Source organism: Cohnella rhizoplanae (assembly GCF_948329515.1).
Classification (GTDB): domain Bacteria; phylum Bacillota; class Bacilli; order Paenibacillales; family Paenibacillaceae; genus Cohnella; species Cohnella rhizoplanae.
This window is the reverse complement of sequence record NZ_CAOJCN010000033.1, coordinates 16804-32941: the sequence shown is the minus strand read 5'-3', so window position 1 is coordinate 32941 and position 16138 is coordinate 16804. Positions and strand designations below refer to the sequence as shown.

Annotated in this window: 13 protein-coding genes; all 13 read right to left on the bottom strand. The window is 64.6% G+C overall.

What is annotated here, in order from left to right:
- Positions 1 to 69: 69 nt before the first annotated feature.
- From PQG80_RS26850 to galU, 13 genes are read right to left on the bottom strand one after another with little or no spacing between them, the layout of a single operon-like run.
- Positions 70 to 2988: a chitobiase/beta-hexosaminidase C-terminal domain-containing protein gene (locus PQG80_RS26850; RefSeq protein ID WP_271754852.1), complete on the bottom strand. Its 2919-nt coding sequence runs from the start codon at positions 2986 to 2988 to the stop codon at positions 70 to 72.
- Positions 2989 to 3015: 27 nt separating this feature from the next.
- Positions 3016 to 4356: a UDP-glucose dehydrogenase family protein gene (locus PQG80_RS26845; protein WP_271754851.1), complete on the bottom strand. Its 1341-nt coding sequence runs from the start codon at positions 4354 to 4356 to the stop codon at positions 3016 to 3018.
- Positions 4353 to 5747 carry a sugar phosphate nucleotidyltransferase gene (locus PQG80_RS26840; protein ID WP_271754849.1) on the bottom strand — a complete coding sequence of 465 codons (1395 nt, stop codon included), beginning with the start codon at positions 5745 to 5747 and terminating at the stop codon, positions 4353 to 4355. The genes PQG80_RS26845 and PQG80_RS26840 overlap by 4 nt, the downstream gene beginning before the upstream one ends.
- Entirely contained in the window at positions 5744 to 6724 is a 981-nt protein-coding gene (locus PQG80_RS26835) for a polysaccharide pyruvyl transferase family protein (protein ID WP_271754847.1), read from the bottom strand. Before PQG80_RS26835 ends, PQG80_RS26840 begins: the two co-directional genes overlap by 4 nt.
- A 40-nt stretch (positions 6725 to 6764) precedes the next feature.
- On the bottom strand, positions 6765 to 7325 hold the full coding sequence (locus PQG80_RS26830) for an acyltransferase (RefSeq protein ID WP_271754845.1): 561 nt from the start codon (positions 7323 to 7325) through the stop codon (positions 6765 to 6767).
- 36 nt (positions 7326 to 7361) lie between these two features.
- A complete protein-coding gene (locus tag PQG80_RS26825; protein WP_271754843.1) occupies positions 7362 to 8786 on the bottom strand; it encodes a lipopolysaccharide biosynthesis protein in 1425 nt (474 codons plus the stop codon).
- The gene (locus PQG80_RS26820) at positions 8783 to 9667 is read right to left on the bottom strand and encodes a glycosyltransferase (RefSeq protein WP_271754841.1); all 885 of its coding nucleotides are present in this window, start codon (positions 9665 to 9667) and stop codon (positions 8783 to 8785) included. The genes PQG80_RS26825 and PQG80_RS26820 overlap by 4 nt, the downstream gene beginning before the upstream one ends.
- Complete coding sequence (locus PQG80_RS26815) at positions 9664 to 10719, bottom strand: glycosyltransferase (RefSeq protein ID WP_271754839.1); 1056 nt, start codon at positions 10717 to 10719, stop codon at positions 9664 to 9666. The genes PQG80_RS26820 and PQG80_RS26815 overlap by 4 nt, the downstream gene beginning before the upstream one ends.
- Entirely contained in the window at positions 10720 to 11943 is a 1224-nt protein-coding gene (locus tag PQG80_RS26810) for a glycosyltransferase family 4 protein (protein WP_271754837.1), read from the bottom strand.
- Positions 11940 to 13220: an O-antigen ligase family protein gene (locus PQG80_RS26805; RefSeq protein ID WP_271754835.1), complete on the bottom strand. Its 1281-nt coding sequence runs from the start codon at positions 13218 to 13220 to the stop codon at positions 11940 to 11942. The genes PQG80_RS26810 and PQG80_RS26805 overlap by 4 nt, the downstream gene beginning before the upstream one ends.
- A 56-nt stretch (positions 13221 to 13276) precedes the next feature.
- Positions 13277 to 14536 carry a glycosyltransferase gene (locus tag PQG80_RS26800; protein ID WP_271754834.1) on the bottom strand — a complete coding sequence of 420 codons (1260 nt, stop codon included), beginning with the start codon at positions 14534 to 14536 and terminating at the stop codon, positions 13277 to 13279.
- A 12-nt stretch (positions 14537 to 14548) separates the two neighbouring features.
- Positions 14549 to 15241, bottom strand: a complete 693-nt coding sequence (locus tag PQG80_RS26795) for a sugar transferase (protein WP_271754832.1) — start codon at positions 15239 to 15241, stop codon at positions 14549 to 14551.
- Complete coding sequence (galU, locus tag PQG80_RS26790) at positions 15225 to 16124, bottom strand: UTP--glucose-1-phosphate uridylyltransferase GalU (protein WP_271754830.1); 900 nt, start codon at positions 16122 to 16124, stop codon at positions 15225 to 15227. The genes PQG80_RS26795 and galU overlap by 17 nt, the downstream gene beginning before the upstream one ends.
- Between the last annotated feature and the right edge of the window lie 14 nt (positions 16125 to 16138).

The window sequence follows — 16138 nt, the reverse complement described above, 5'->3', positions numbered from 1 at the left end:
GAACCGTATTGCGGACCTTTCTTTCTTGCTAGGCCTTTCGTTCTTGCCGATCCTTCGCCTTACGGCGCCCTACTTCTTGCCGAAATCGAAGAAAAACTTGGCCCGTTCGCCGAACATGACCTTGTAGATGTCGTCGTTCGTCTTCTTGGCCGCGGCGACGTAGTCCTTGTACGGACGGTCCGCGACGTTGACGAGACCCGAGTTGTAGTGCTCGCCCCACTGTCCCTGCCAGTACCGGCCGAGCCCCGCCTGGTCCACGTAGTTGAACACGTTGGCCCCGACGACGTACGGCAGCGCCGCGACGCCCTCCACGTAGTTCCGGTACCGCTGGCCGCGCTGCGTCTGGTTCGCCGCCGTGTTTTTGATGAGCTGCTCGAGTCCCTGCTCCGCCGTGCCGTAGCCGAATTCGCTCATAAGGATCGGCTTGCCGGATTTGGCGTACAGATCCTTCAGCAATTCCGTCTCGATCTTGGAAGAGTAGTAGTTGAGGCTGATCACGTCCGCGTACTTGCCCTCCGCCGCGGCGAGCATGCCGCGGATCTTGTCGTCGCGGAAGGCCGTCACGGTCCAGCGGTCGCCGAGCAGCAGGTGGTTGGCGTCGTACTTGCGGTACAACCGCGACACCGTACCGTAGAACCGGTCGAGATAGTCCGCGAACAGCGCGTTCATATCCGCCCAGGCTTCCTTCGTATTCAGCGGCAGCTTGGCCTCTTTCAGGCTGTCGAGCGAGACGAAGTTCGTTTTCCACGCCTTGTTGAACGCCGCGACCGTGCCGTACTTCGCCTTGAGCCGCTCGACCAGCTTGCCCTTGATGGCCGCCTTGCTCGCCTTCAGGTTAGGCACGACCTGATAGAACCTGTGAAAGTCGTATTCATTGCCGACGAAGTAGCCGACGAGCATCGGATCGTCCTCGTGCGGGGCCACCGCCTGCGCGAACGCCTGGTCCAGCTTGGTCTCCACGCCAGGCGCGTAGATGTCGAAGATCGACAGGCCGTCGATCTTGGCCCCGGCGATCCCCTCCAGCGGCAGCATACGGGTGTATGGGAACAATCCTTCTTCGCCGTACTTCTCGGGCGAGAAGCCGCCGATGCCGTTGAAGCCCCACTTTTGCAGCCTGCCGATCGCCTCCATGTAGATATCGTGCTCGGACGGGAAGACGCCGGTCTTGCGGTACTTGTTGGCCACGAAAAAAGAGAAGCTGTCGGTCCCGGTATAGGCGGGCTTGTACTCGCCGGCGTAAGGCGGCACGGACTCGTACTTGGTCTCCCGTCCCTTGACGAGGGAATACGTCTCGTTGGCCGTCACCCCGTTGACCGCGAGGCTGAAGTACGCGTTGCCCGCGGGCGTCGTCATGACCGGCCGTCCCCTGATCCGCTGGATCGCGAAAAATCCGGTCGCCTTGAGGCCGTACTTGTCCTTGCTGCCGGCCATTCCGCCGTAATCGTCGCGGCCGGACGGCGCCTGCAGGCCGCCGTAGTAAGCGGCGTCCGCCAGCAGGTCCGCCGCGAGCTGGGCCTCCGACGTCACCTTGCCCGCGAAGCTCGCCACCTCCATCTGGCCGAACCGGTCGAGCTGCACGTCGTCGCTGGCATTCACCGAATAGCTCCGGATCGGACTCGGCTGGAGACCGTCCCTGACCGCATAGGCTTCCAGCTGGTTGTAGCCCTTCAGCTTGATCGGCACGGTATACGGCACATAATCGGCGCCCTTGTTCAGCCGATAGTAGATGCGGGCGCCGGACGTCGCCGTGTCGAGCGCGGCCTGCATGCCGCCGGACGTCTTGGACGTCGCCAGCGTGACCGACGCCGTGTTCAGGTTGATCTCGAGCTCGGACACCTGCGGCGTCCAGGATTTGTTCTTGCCGAGCAGCTCGACCTTGAGATAGCGCGTGCCCTTGGGCAGGGCCATGTTCTCGTAAGCGTAAGGCTGCCAGTTGTTCACGGGATAGCCCGAGGGATAAGCGTCGGCGGCGACCTCGCTGTACTGCTTGCCGTCCGGAGAGACGTAGAACTTCAGCTTCTCGAGCGGCAGGCCCGCAAAATAGTAGCTTCGCACGGCGAACGAGGTCATGTCGTACTCGGCGCGGTAGACGAGCAGTCCCGGCGACAGCGTAGCGCGGACCGCCCGGTTCCCGTCGCCTCCGTAGTAGTTCGGATTGTCCTGTGCCGCATATACGTTGGCGCGCGTCTCCGTCAGCGCGAAACCCTCCAGCGGATCGTCGATCCCGGGCGGCGGCGCGGCGAGCGGGTACGGCGAGTACGTATACGTGGACACCGCAGCGATCGCGGACGCGCCCCCGCCGGACGCCGTCTTCAGCACCGTCTCGCGCTCGATCGGGATCGGCGCGCCGTACGTCTTGCGCGTCTTCGACGTGCGCGGATCGCTGCCGTCCGTCGTGTAGTAGACGGTATCGCCGGCTTTATCCGGATTCAGCAGGATCATGCTGCCGTAGAGCACCGGTCCCGACGGCTTGCTGGCCGGCGCGCGGGCGCTCCCGTTCAGCGCCACTTCGCCGATCTCGGGCGATGCCGCCGCGTCGCCGCCCTCGAACACGATCTTCAGATACCTCGTGCCGACCGGGAAGCCTCTCGACGCGTACGTGACGGCCGAAGGCTTGCCGGGCGTCTCGTGCACGTCGGGCGTCACGCTCCGGTACGTCTTGCCGTCCGCGGAGACGAGGAACTTCAGTCCGTCCGTCTTGCCGTCCGCCTGTCCGTAGGTGCGGACCGAGAACGACCGGAGCAATTCCTCCGCCCGGTAGACGAGGGATTCGCCCCCCGCTCCGCTGCCCGCGAGGCGGGTCGGATCCGCCGCGTTGCCGGCGACGGTGCGCAGGGCGAGCTTGCCGGAATGCGAGAAAGTCTGCGTCCAATCCGCGAGGTCGTCGACCTCGATGACATAGCCGGCCGGACTGTCCCCGTGCGAGTGCGCGGGCAGCAGTACGATCAGCAGACCATAGGTCAGGAGCCAGGCCGTTTTTCTTTTCATGATGACAAGCTCCTGCCGGACCTCCCGCTAGAAGGGGAGGATCGGCATCTCCTCTCTGACGCCCTGGTTCAAGCTCGGGCGGCCGATCGAATAGTAGACGAACGCCGTGCCGGCGAGGTCCGCTTCCTTGAACACGTTGCGCCCGTCGATCAGGATCGGCTGGCGCAGCGTCTCCTGCAGCTGCCGCAGATCGGTACGCGCGAACTCCTGCCACTCGGTCAGGAGGCACAGGGCGTCCGCGCCGCTCGCGGCTTCGAGCGCCCCGTCGCACCAGACGACGCCCCCGTCGCCGAACAGGCTGCGGAAGGCCGGCGTCGCGATCGGATCATAGGCCCTCACTCGCACGCCGGCGTCGACCAGATGCCGCATGATCTCGAGCGCCGGCGATTCGCGGACGTCGTCCGTGTCGGGCTTGAACGACAGCCCCCATACCGCGACCGTCTTGCCCCGGAGCTCGCCGCCGAAGATCGTCTCCAACTTGCGCACGATGCGCATGCGCTGGTCCTGGTTCACCTCGACGACCGAGCGCAGCAGCTTGAACTCGTACTCAACGTGGCCGGCGATCTGGATGAGCGCCCGCGTGTCCTTGGGGAAGCACGAGCCGCCGTAGCCGATGCCCGCGCCGAGGAACGCCGGGCCGATCCTGCGGTCGAAGCCCATGCCGGCGGCGACCTCGGTGACGTCCGCGCCGACCTTCTCGCAGATGTTGGCGATCTCGTTGATGAAGGAGATCTTGGTCGCGAGAAACGCGTTGGACGCGTACTTGAGCATCTCCGCGCTGCGGATGTCCGTCACCATGATGTTCCGCGTGAGCGGCCGGTGCAGCTCGGCGATCCGCTCGGCCGCAGCCGGGGCGTCCGCGCCGATGACGACCCGGTCCGGCTCGAGCGTATCGCGCACGGCCGAGCCTTCGCGCAGGAACTCGGGCAGCGACACGCTGTCGAACGGCACGGCGGTCCGCGCGCGGATCAGATCGCGCACCCGCTCGTTCGTGCCGACGGGCACGGTGCTCTTGACCGCGACGATCGCATAGCCCGCGAGCGCGTCCGCGATCTCGGCGGCCGCCGCGTCGATATAGGAGAGATCCGCCTGGCCGCTCGGCAGCGGCGGCGTGCCGACCGCGATGACGACCAGATCGGCGCCGCGGACCGCTGCCCGCAGATCGTGCGTATATTGCAGCCGTCCGGCCGCGACGCCCTTTTGCGACAGCGCCTCGAGTCCGGGCTCGTAGATCGGGATGCCCCCGCTCTGCAGCGTGGCGATCTTGTACGGATCCTTGTCGACGCACACGACCTCGTGACCGAGCTCGGCGTAGCAGATGCCCGACACGAGCCCGACGTAACCGGTGCCTATTACCGCGATTTTCAAATGAAGCCCTCCTGTGTCTCGCAAAGTTCCGCGATCTCTCCCCAATCCAGCTCCAGCCGGACGATATCCTCCTCGATCAGGAGCGTCCCCGTCTGCACTTCGATGATCTCGAGGTCCAGCTCCGCCCGCACGCTGTGCATGCTCTCCTTGGGGATCCGCAGCACGTCGCCGGCGGCGATCGCCGACATCCGTCCGTTTAATACAAAGGTGCCGCTGCCCGCCATCACGGTCCATACTTCGTCCCGCAGGCTGTGGTATTGATAGCTCAGGTTGCGGCCCGCGGCGATGAAGATCCGCTTGGTCAGCACCTCCCGGCCGTCCGGGAAGACCGCGTAGTCGAGCACGCGATACCGTCCCCAGCGCCGCTCCTCGTACATCGGGCGCTGCTCCGAGGACTTCAGCAGGTCCTTGACCATAGGGCTCAGCGCCTTGTCCGCCACGAGGATGCCGTCCGGGCTCGCCGCCACGATGACGTCCGACAGACCGAGCACGGCGATCGGCACGTCCAGCTCGTTGATGACGTGGGAGCCCCGCGTCTGCGCCGAGATCATGCCTTTGCCGGTCAGCGGCGCTTCGATCTCCTCGGTAAGCGTGTTCCAGGTGCCGAGATCTTTCCAGCTCCCGTCGTAGCGGACCGCCGCGATCCGGTTCGCCTTCTCGACGACCTCGTAGTCAAAGCTGATCTGCGGCAGCGTGCCGTAGCGCTTCGCCATCTCCTCGTACTGGATCGGCAGCTCGTGGGCGATCAGGATGTTGATGAGGAAGTTGAGCTTGAACGCGAACACGCCGCAGTTCCACAGCGCGCCGTCCGCGATCATCGCCTCGGCGTCCGCCTGGGCCGGTTTCTCGCGGAAGCCGCGGACGGTCAGGTACGATCCCCCTCGGTCTTCGGCGGCCTCGTCCGATCCCAGCACGATATAGCCGTATTTCTCGGAAGGGTAGGTCGGCTGCACGCCGACGAGCGCGAGATCCGCGCCGGAAGCGTCCAGCGCCTCCTCGAGCCGCGCGAGCTCCGTGAAGAAGCGGCCGTCGACGTACGGGTCGACCGGCATGACGACCACCGTCTCGGAGAGGCTCACGCCCTCCATGGCGTACAGGTACGTCGCCGCCAGCGCGATGGCCGGAAAGGTGTCCCGGCGCGACGGCTCCGCGATCAGGCGGACGTCGCTGCCGAGCTGGCCGTACAGGATCTCGACCTGGGACTTGCCCGTCGCCACGTAGGCATGGTCCTGCAGTCCGGCGTCGCCGAGCTGGCGCCATACGCGCTGGATCATCGACTCCGGCCGGCCCTGCGGGTCCTGCAGCACCTTCAGGAACTGCTTGGAGCGGGAGTCGTTGGACAGCGGCCACAGCCGCTTGCCCGAGCCGCCCGACAAGAGAACGATCTTCATGCCGTCCCTCCGTTCTGCTGGTCCGCCGGCGCAGACAGCAGCTTGGCGGATGAGATGCTCTGGGTCCAGGTGCGGTAGTAGTTGGCATTCTTTCCGTAGGCGTTGTCGATCAGCACGTTGGGCTTGTCCATGAGGCAGGACAGGATGTGCCCGTGGAGTCTCGAGGTCTGCACCGTCCGGTACTGCGCGAACCGGCCGATCGTCTTGTTCACGAGCCGATCCGTATACCTGCTCCAGATCTTGCCCATCGGCAGCTTGCCGCCCGAGATGCGCAGCACTTTGCCGAACGCGCGGATCGACCGCTGCTCCGTACGGCTGAACAGCGTCGCCCAGTCCATCTCGTCGCCGGACGCGCCGTCCTCCGCCAGCCGCTCCTGCCCGGCCGTCTTCTCGACGTCGGTGCGGAGAAAGCGGAGCAGCTCCCGCTCCGGCTCGGCGTTCCCGCGGATCGGCCACAGCTGATGCGCCATGTCCGGCGACAGGTAGACGCCGCAGCGTCCGAACTTGCCGCGCGCCAGCTCCAGCGACAATGTATCCCGCACGTAGAGATGCACGTCGCCGTGACGGTTCAGGATGTCCGCCGTCCGGTCGAGCTCGCGCGGATCCTTGTAATAGATCGTCTGCGGCAGGATGACGACGCGGTGCTTCGGATAGCTGGCGACGACCCGCTCGCGCAGCTTCTGGTGCACGGGGTACAGATCGCCGAAGTTGCCGCCGCCCTGCAGCACGAGGATGTGGTCCTTCGGCACGGCGAGCCCGTGCGGGAAGTCCACCGTGCTGTACCGCGCCCGGACGCGGATGCCGTTATCCTTGAAGAAGGCTTCCGTCCCCTTCATGATCAGCATGTCGCCGCCGTTGGCGTATACGGGGTAGTCGATATAAATGATGTTCGAGCCGGGCGGAATGACGTTCAATATCAGCCTCAGCCGGTTTTTCAGCTCATCCATGGGGTGAGCCGGCATGGTCGCGATTTTCATCGGTTAGTCTCCTTCGCGCTTGTATCTTGCGTAGCTGTCCTCATAGGGACCAGCTCACGTTCTCGCGGACGATCCGCGCCGGGACGCCGGCCACGAGGGCGCGCGGCGGCACGTCCTTCGAGACGACCGCCCCCGCGGCGACGACGGCGCCTTCGCCGATCGTGACGCCCTTTAGGATCGTGGCCCGGCTGCCGATCCACACCCGGTCCCCGATCGAGACCGGCCGGGTCGTCTCCGTCCCTTCCAGCGCATGGTAGTCGGTATCCGTGATCGTCACGTCCCACGAGATGGCGCAGTGGCTGCCGATCTTGACATGCCGCTTGCACATGATCTCGCTCCTGCGGTTCAGGAACGTATGGTCGCCGATCTCGACGACGGCGCCCTCGGCGTCCAGGAAGAGCCCGATATCCCGGTACAGGATGACGTGGCTGCCCAGCAAGAGCCGGGCCCGCCTCGCCTTGGACACCGTCACGGCGCCGCATACCCGCAGCAGCCGGCCGCAGCCGTCGGTCTTCCGCCGGAACAGCGCGCCGCGCAGTACCCGGTAGCCGAACCTTATATATTCCTTCATGCTTCTGCCGCGCAGCTGCATACTCGCCATGCCGTCCTTCCGTTCTTCCATTCTTCCGTTATTCGATCAGGATTGGGATTGCGCCGTCCTGGTCAGGCGTCCCGCGAGGAAGCGCCAATCGCTCTTGTCGAACAGCACGCCGGAGACCGGCGCCTTGAACACGATCTTCATCGCCGCGACCGAGATGACGATCCGGCTAAAGGCGCCGATCAGCATCGCCAGCGCGATGCCGTTCAGCCCGTACGCCGGCGCGAACGCGAAGCACAGGCCGACCGTGAGGGCCAGCGCGATCGCCTGCCGCACGACGACCAGGCCGGGGCGTCCCATCGCGTTGAAGGAGGAGGCCAGAATCCAGGATCCGCCGCCGACGACGCATTCCAGGGACAGCAGGTAGAACGCCGTGTCCGCCGCCAGGAACGGCTCGCCGTAGAGCAGGCCGAGCAGCCAGCGGCCGACGAGCATGCCCGGGACGAGCGCCGCGAGCATGAGCGGAAAGGAAAGCCGGAACGCCCGGCTGACCTTGGCGACGATCTCTTCCGGCGCGAGCCCCGTCACCTTCGGGAACACGACGCCCGAGATGGCCGTCTGGACGATGTTGAACACGCGGGACAGCGTGTACACGACCGTGTAGAGGCCGAATTCCCTCGGCGCGAGCAGCGACAGGATGATCAGCTTGTCGCACTGCGTGTAGAGCGTGCCGAGCAGCTCGACGCCGTACACTCTGCCTCCGTAGCCGAACAGCGACCGGAGCGGACCGCGGTTCTCGGACATCGTGCCGGTTGTGGCCGATGCCGCAGCCGCGTCGCCGCTCATGGCCGTCGGTGCTTTTTCGCGATCCGCCTGTTCTTCCTTTTTGCCGAACCAGCCGACCGCCAGCTCCCGCCTCAGCCGGTACAGCGCCCAGCAGACGACGCATAGGCTCGTGACGAGGAACATCAACGCCGACGAAAATTGGCTTAAGGATCCCCAAGCCCACAGCGCCAGGAGTCCGGCCAGATTGCTCAGCGGCACGTAGAGTCTAATGCCGTTGTACAGCCCGAAGTTCTCCATGCTCTGCGCGAGCGCCGACAGCAGGTTGACCGCCAGCAGCAGCGGCAGCGTGAACACCGTGTACCACCGGGCGATGGCTACGATGTGGTCGCCGTAATTGCCGAGCCAGGCGGGCATGCAGATCCAGGCGACCGTGCCCGCGATCAGGCAGATCGGCAGCTGGAACAGGAATCCGGCTCTGACGTACGCCGGACCGTGCGCGGGATGGGTCCGCCGGTTGAAGATCAGGGACGTCGGCAGCCCGAAGCTCAGCACGCCGGCCAGCAAGGTCGACCAGAACAGGATGGCGGAAAACTCTCCCTTGCCCGCTACGCCGAACATGCGCGCCGTCACGATCGAGGTGACGGTGCCGAGCAGCACGATGATCAGGTTGGCGGCGCTCGTCTTCATGATCGCGGCGAGCACGCCGCCGCCGCTCCAGAGGCGGCTCAGGCGCCTCATTCGTACGTGCCCAGCACGCCGCTGATCTGCCCGTTGTTATAAGCGATCCGGCTGACGTTGCGGAACACGCGCCGCCTGTCGTACAGCACCGGCAGCGACAGCAGCACGAACACCGGCACCTTCAGCATCGACTTGGCGAAAAGCGGCAGCTTGCTCTTGGAGCTGACCGCGCTGCTGACGCCCTGCCAGTAAATGCGCCGCAGCAGCCACTTGCGGCTGATCCGGCTGCGCGGAATCTTGTGCAGCACCGACGCGTGCGGGGTGTAATAGACCGTGTATCTCGCACGGATGCGCTCGATCAGCTCGGCCTCCTCGCTCGAGAGGAGGTTGCTCCCGACGCGGCCCAGGTCCTCGCGGAACAGCGCGTTCATGTCCAGCGCCTGGCGGCGGAACGCCACGTTCGCGCCGAACGGGATATGGGGGCGCTTCATCTCCACGATCTGATCCGCGTAGTCGAGGATCGTGTACAGCGTGCGGTTCTCGGGGGACAGCCAGGCCGGCGCCCCTCCTTCCCAGGCCGGGTCGATCCTGCCGCCCACGACGCCGATCCGGTCGTCCCGATCGAACAGCGCGACGATGCCGCCGATCCAATCGTCGGACGCGACCGCGTCGTCGTCCAGGAACAGCACGTACTCGCCCGTCGACTCGCGGATCGCCCGGTTGCGGGCGACGGAGAGGCCGAGCCGCTCCTCGAAAATATAGCGGACCGGGAAGCTGACCATCCGCTCGAATTCCATTACGGTCTGGGCCGTTGTATCGGTGGAGCCGTTGTCCACCACGACCACCTCGAACGAATCGTGCCGCTGCCGCAGCAGGCTCAGCAGCGCCTCCCGCAGGTCCTCGGCCCGGTTGTGCGTGCATATGGCTACCGTTGCTCTCATGCGTTCACCTCTTGCGGTATCCGGCCGGCGTATACGGCGAGCATGCGATCTGCGATCCGGTCCCAGTCCAGCTCCCGGAGCTTGCCGTCGATCCGTCTCTCCGTCTCGCGCCGGTCCGTGTTCATTACTTCGCGTAGCGCCTTGCGCAGTCCGTCCTCGTCCGCGGGATCGTACAGAACGCCGCAGCCCGCGGACACGTATTCGCCGAGCGCGCCGAGCCGCGGCGCGACGACCGGCTTTTTGAAGGTCAGCGCCAGGATCGCGCTCCCGCTCGTCGCGATCTGCTTGTAGGGCAGCGCGACCGCGTCTGCCGCGAGCAGATAGTCCGCGAGCTCGCCGTCGTCCACGAAGCTCGGATGCAGCTTGATCGTCCCGCCGCCCGGCGCATCCTGCGCCTCGCGGACGAAGCCGAGATCGTAGCCCGCGTCAGCCTGTCCCGCGATCAGCAGGGCGGCATCCTCGGAGGCCAGCGACCGGTAAGCCGCGACGAGCCGCTCCACGCCCTTGTACGGGTTGATGCGTCCGACGAACAGGAACAGGAACTTGTCCGCCGGGATGCCGAACCTGGCGCGGATATCGGCGCCGCGGCTCGGGTAGGCGCCCTCGTAGTGGCCGTGCGGCGTCACCGCGATCTTGTCCTCGGGGACGCCGAAGGTGTCGGCCGCCTCGCGCTTCACGGCCTCGCTCAGCGCGAACGCCGCGTCGCACAGACCCAGCAGCCGTCTCCGCACGAAGGCGTCCCAGCGGTTGCGGCCGTCATGCGGCCAGATGTTGTGGATCGTCCAGTAGAGGCGGACGCCCAGCAGCTTGTACCAGCCGAGCAGCGCCAGGAAAAACAATGACTTCGCGACCTTCGCCGCGAACAAGTTGGAATGGTACGTGTAGCTCGGCCAGTGAATATGGACGATGTCGCCTCTGCGCGGCTTGAACTGCGAGCCCTTGGTATAGTGCTCGACGCGCAGTCCGCGCCGCTCCAGCGACCGGGCGAGCAGCTCGGTATATTTGTTGTGCGGGCTCGTCTTGGGCCACATGTACACGGTCGGCTCGCTCATCTAATGCACCTGCCCGACCGCGGGCCTGACCGCCGCGTACTCGCCGCCCGACAGCGTCTCGTCGTAGAGCGCCAGATGCCGCTCGAGCAGCGCCGCCTGCGTGAAGCCCCGGCAGTGCTTGAGGCAGGCCGCCTGGATGCGCCGCTTGTCGGCGCCGGGCAGCGAGTGGTACGAGAGGATCTTGGCCCGGATGGCGGCCGCGCTGCCCGGCGGGAACAGGAACTCCTCCGGGTCGTACACCGCGTCCGGGATGCCGCCTACGTCGGTGGCGTACACCGGCGTGCCGACCTGGTACGACTCGATGATGACCCGGCCGAACGGCTCCTCCCACACCGAGGGGACGAAGTTCACGTCGACCTCGGCCATCATGCGGCGCGCCTCCGCGGGCTTGACTTTGCCCGGAAATACGAAGCGGCCGTCGCCCCGGCAGCTCTCGGCCAGCTTCGCCCGGGCGCTTCCTTCGCCGCAGACCACGACGCGCTCGACGATGTCCGGCGGCAGCGACATCGCCGCCTCGACCAGCTCGCGCACGCCCTTCTCCGGCTCGATCCGCCCGAAGTAGCCGATGCGCAGCGGCTTCCGGTCGAAGTCCTTGTCGCTCGCCGCAATCCCGCCCTCCACCGCGTTCGGGATGACCTTCCTCGCGGCGCCGGGGAACAGCCCCGCGTCCGTATGGCGCTTCAGAATGTGCGACGAGATGCCGACGACCGCCGACACCCGCCTGCTGTAGCCGCTAGACGTCAAAGCGTACAGACGGGCCAGCAGCGCGTTCTTGATCGGCGAGCTGACCGGCGACAGCAGCGAATAATCGCGGAGCGTGTGCACGATCGGCACGTCCGTCCCCGAGACCGCCGACCAGATGCCGGCGCCGAACCCGGACAGGTTCTGCGTGTGGATCAGGTCCGGTCCGATCGCAGCCAGGCGCTCGCGCACCGCTTCGATCATCCGCGGGTTGTACAGGTCGGTCAGCCTGCGGGCCGTGCGCATGAGCACGCCGCGGCGCCGCGCGTCCCCGATCCAGTACAGGCTCCCGTGCGGCATGCGGTGCACGGTGACGCCGGCGATCCGCTCCTCGCGGATGCCCTCGGCGCGCTTGTGCCCGCCGAGCGTCAGCACGTGCACGTCCGCCACGGACGACAATGTCTCCGCGAGGATTTGCGTCGATATCTCCGCGCCGCCGATCATGTGCGGCGCGTATAAACTGTTGATGATGACGATTTTCATGCGGTACGTCTCAACTCCCTATCGTTCTGCGTATCCCACTCTGCCGTCCGGGCGGCCGTCCTTCCTTCAAAAAATCCGCCCCGGATCCAACCGATCAGCAGCCAGAAGTTCACGAAGGAATAGGAATCGAAATTCATGACGAGCGAAACGCATAACGCGAACGCGAACTGGGCGTAAGGATGGCGGCGCGAGCTCCGCAAGGCCGCAGCCATGAATCCGATGAACAGCAGCGCGCCGATCAGCCCTTCCTCGGCGAACAGCTTGGACCACATGTTGCGCGAGGTGGCCATCTCCGGATGGTCGTTCACCAGGTTCGCGACCTCGGTGAACTTCATGCCGTAATCGAAATGCCCGACCAGCAGATCCGCAAACTCCCGGTAATAGAATCCGCCCCCGACGCCGAAGATCGGATGGTGCCAGAACTCCATGAAGCCGATCGCCGGGAAAATGACGCGGATGAAAAAGGAATTGTCCGCCCGGAGCAGGTGCGGAAAATCGAATTGAAAACGGTCCGTGAAGTAGCCGCTGACCTTGAGCGTCTCGAGCAGAAAAGGAACGCCGAAGACGATGATCAGGCCGATCGCGCCGAGCGCGAGCAGCATGCGGCCGCGATACTTGTTCGCGATCAGGACGTAGACGAGCAGCGCCGTCAGAAGCACGCTGTAGGCGTAAGCCGAGAAGGAAAGCACGAGCAGCACGGCGCAGCCGATCAGCGGCACGGCCGTCACTTTCTTGTAGCCTTCCTTGTACAGATAGAGCAGCAGCAGTCCGCCGCTCAGCAGATGGATGCCGCCCCAGGACGGCTCCCCCGACAGCATCTGGATGCGTCCCTTGTACACCTTTTCCGAGAAGAGCCCGGTGATGATCCCGGAGAAGCCGCTGCGGACGAAGTAGGCGTCCAGCAGCTGGAGCAGGCCCGCGGCGAGCGGCGGCACGAAGCCGATCAGCAGGTACACGGCGATCTGCCGCCGCAGCGCGGGATCGGATCTCGACTGCTCGGCGATGTACAGCGACACCCGGTACATCGAGATGCCGAAGAGCAGCGTAATCGCGTGCTTGAGGCTCGCGCCCGTGTCTCCGCCGCTTGAAGCGATCAGCGAATTGCCGATGCTGTACGCGGCGAACAGCAGGAGCGGCACGTCTCCCCGGCGGAACTTGAAGTCGGTGAAAAACAGCAGCAGCGAAGCGGCGAACATGGGGAACATCGCCAGCGGGCGATAAACGGAGAAGGCGAAGTAAGGCATGCTGTCATAAGTGATGACCGCCAGCGAGAACAAAAACAGCGCGACGACCGCCGCGCGGACGAGATCGACCGGCTCATCGCGGTTCTGCGCTAGGATAAGATCAGCTCCATGTTTTTGCGGGTAGCCGAACCGCTGAACCTGCGGCTCACGTACCGGATCGAATTGCCCGATATGCTGTCGTTGATCTCGCTGTCGCCCATCAGCAGCAGCACGCTCCGTACCATCTCATCCTCCGATTCGCACACGAACAGGTCTTCTCCGTGATTCGCGTCGAGTCCTTCGCTTCCGATTTGATTCGTGACGACGGGCACGCCCCAGGACATCGCTTCGAGAATCTTCGTCTTGATCCCGGTGCCGAACAGCAGCGGCGCGATCATGAGAGCGGAGTCGCCGACGATCCGCTTGACGTCGTCCACCTCGCCGGTGACGATGACGCCCGGATGGTCGCGCTGCAGGCGCAGCACCTCCGCGTTCGGGTTCTTGCCGACGATGTAGAAGACCGCGGCCGGATTGCTCTGCTTAATTCTGGGCCATACCTTCTCGCAGAAGTACACGGCTGCCGAGCTGTTGTGGGGAATATCCATCTTCCCGACGAACACGACCTTGTTTTTGTCGTAGAGCCGGGAGCCCTTCGCCTGCATCCGCAGGTCCGGTTCGACCTTCATCGGGACGCCGTGGCAGGATTCGTGAAGCGTCGTCTTCCTGAAGTTTTGCGCTTCGGCCGGGGAGGTGAAGATCAGATGGTCGAAACGGGAGGCCACTTGCTTTTCGTATCTGCCCAGCATCTTGCTCTCGAACGCGATGAGCCACTTCTGCACGAACTTCAGGTCGGCGAACTTTTTCAGCCCGCCCGGGAGCTTGTCCGCGAATCCGCCGAGCACCGACGGAATGTACTGGAACCAGTCGAGCTGCCGGCGATAGCGCAGCGACAGCAGGTCGTCGTAGCTCAGCACCTTGCGGCCCCGGCCCGGCGACAGGTATTCGGCCACCCGCACCATGTCGTAGAGCACGAAGTCCGGCTCCTCCTCGCGGACGAACTCGCGGATCTGACGGTGCGTCTTGCGGCTGTAGTACACCGACACCTGCAGCGGCCACTTGCGCCGGATCAGCGAGTGCCAGACGATGTTATACAGCTTTTCCAGCTTGCCCGGCGGCTTCAGCTCGACGAGCCTGCCGATCTCCGGCGGCCGCTTGGGCAGGTATTTGGGGTCGTCCACGAACGACAGGTTTATGATTTCGCCGTCCGGGTAGATATCTTTCATGTGCCGAACATACTGCAGCAGCATGTTTTTGCGGCCGTCCGTGCCGGGAAAAGGCAGCCGATTCGTAATAAACAAGATCTTGTTCATTTGTCGCCACCCTTAAAAAGCGTCTTTGGCCCCAAGCAGCAGCTTGAAGGTCCGGAAAATAATCTTCAGATCCCCCCGAATGCTCCGTTTGCGAATGTATTCCAGGTCCAGTTCGACCATCTGCTCGAAGCTGAGCTTGCTGCGGCCGGTGACTTGCCAGAGTCCCGTGCAGCCTCCGCTTACGGAGAGCCGAAGCTTGTCGTAGTCCGAGTATTCCTCCACCTCTCTTTGCAGCGGCGGCCGGGGGCCGACCAGCGACATCTCGCCTTTGAGCACGTTCACGAGCTGAGGGAGCTCGTCGATGCTCGTCTTGCGGATGAAGCGCCCGATCCGGGTGATCCGCGGGTCGTCCTTCAGTTTGAACATCGCGCCTTTGATCTCGTTCTTGGCGAGCAGCGCCGCGAGCTTCTGCTCCGCGTCCGGCACCATCGAGCGGAACTTGTACATTTTGAACTTGCGTCCGTTTTTGCCGATGCGCGTCTGCTGGAAGAAGACGGGCGCCTTCGGGCTCTCGAGCTTGATCAGCGCGGCCGTGACCGCGAAGACCGGGCTGAACAGCGCCAGGGCGCACAGGGCGCCTGCGACGTCCATGCCGCGCTTGACCGACGTATACATCGCCAGCTTGCCGTCGTTCTGAGCCGCGAGCCGCTTGCGCTCGAAGTCCGTCAGACGGGCGACCAGATCCATGTCATACCGCAGAGCCATGGCTATCCCCCACTTTCTCGCGCTGGATGAGCGACTCGAGCCCGTCCATCAGACGGTATCTGAGTTCCTCGTCCCTCAGCGCAAAATCGATCGTCGTCATGATGAAGCCGAGCTTCTCGCCGACGTCGTAACGCATCCCTTCAAAGTCGTAGGCATGAACGCCCTGCGCCTCGTTCAGCTGCTGGATCGCGTCGGTCAGCTGAATCTCGCCGCCTGCGCCGATCTCGTGCCTGCCGAGGAACTCGAAGATCTCCGGCGTCAGCACGTACCGGCCCATGATCGCCAGATTCGATGGCGCCTGGCCGATCGGCGGCTTCTCTACAAAACGGCGCACCTGGTACAGACGTCCGCGGCGCTCGATCGGGTCGAGGATGCCGTAACGGTTGGTCTGATCGGTGCCGACCGCCTGCACGCCGATGACCGACTTGCCGGTCTGCTCGTACTGGCTGATCAGCTGCCGCGTGCACGGCGTCTCCGACTGCACGATGTCGTCGCCCAGCAGTACGGCGAACGGCTCGTTGCCGATGAAGTTGCGGGCGCACCAGACGGCATGTCCGAGGCCTTTGGCTTCCTTTTGCCGGATGTAGTGGATCTCGACGTTGGACGATTTGCGAACCTTGCTCAGAATGTCGAGCTTGCCCTTTTCTTCCAGCGTGTGCTCCAGCTCGAAGGCGATGTCGAAGTGATCCTCGATCGCCCGTTTTCCTTTGCCTGTCACGACGATAATGTCTTCGATACCGGATTCGATCGCTTCTTCTACGATATACTGTATGGTTGGCTTGTCGACGATCGGCAGCATTTCCTTGGGCATCGCCTTGGTGGCGGGCAGGAAGCGGGTGCCGAGACCGGCCGCGGGAATAATCGCTTTTCTCACTTTTTTCATGCGCTCTCACCCCA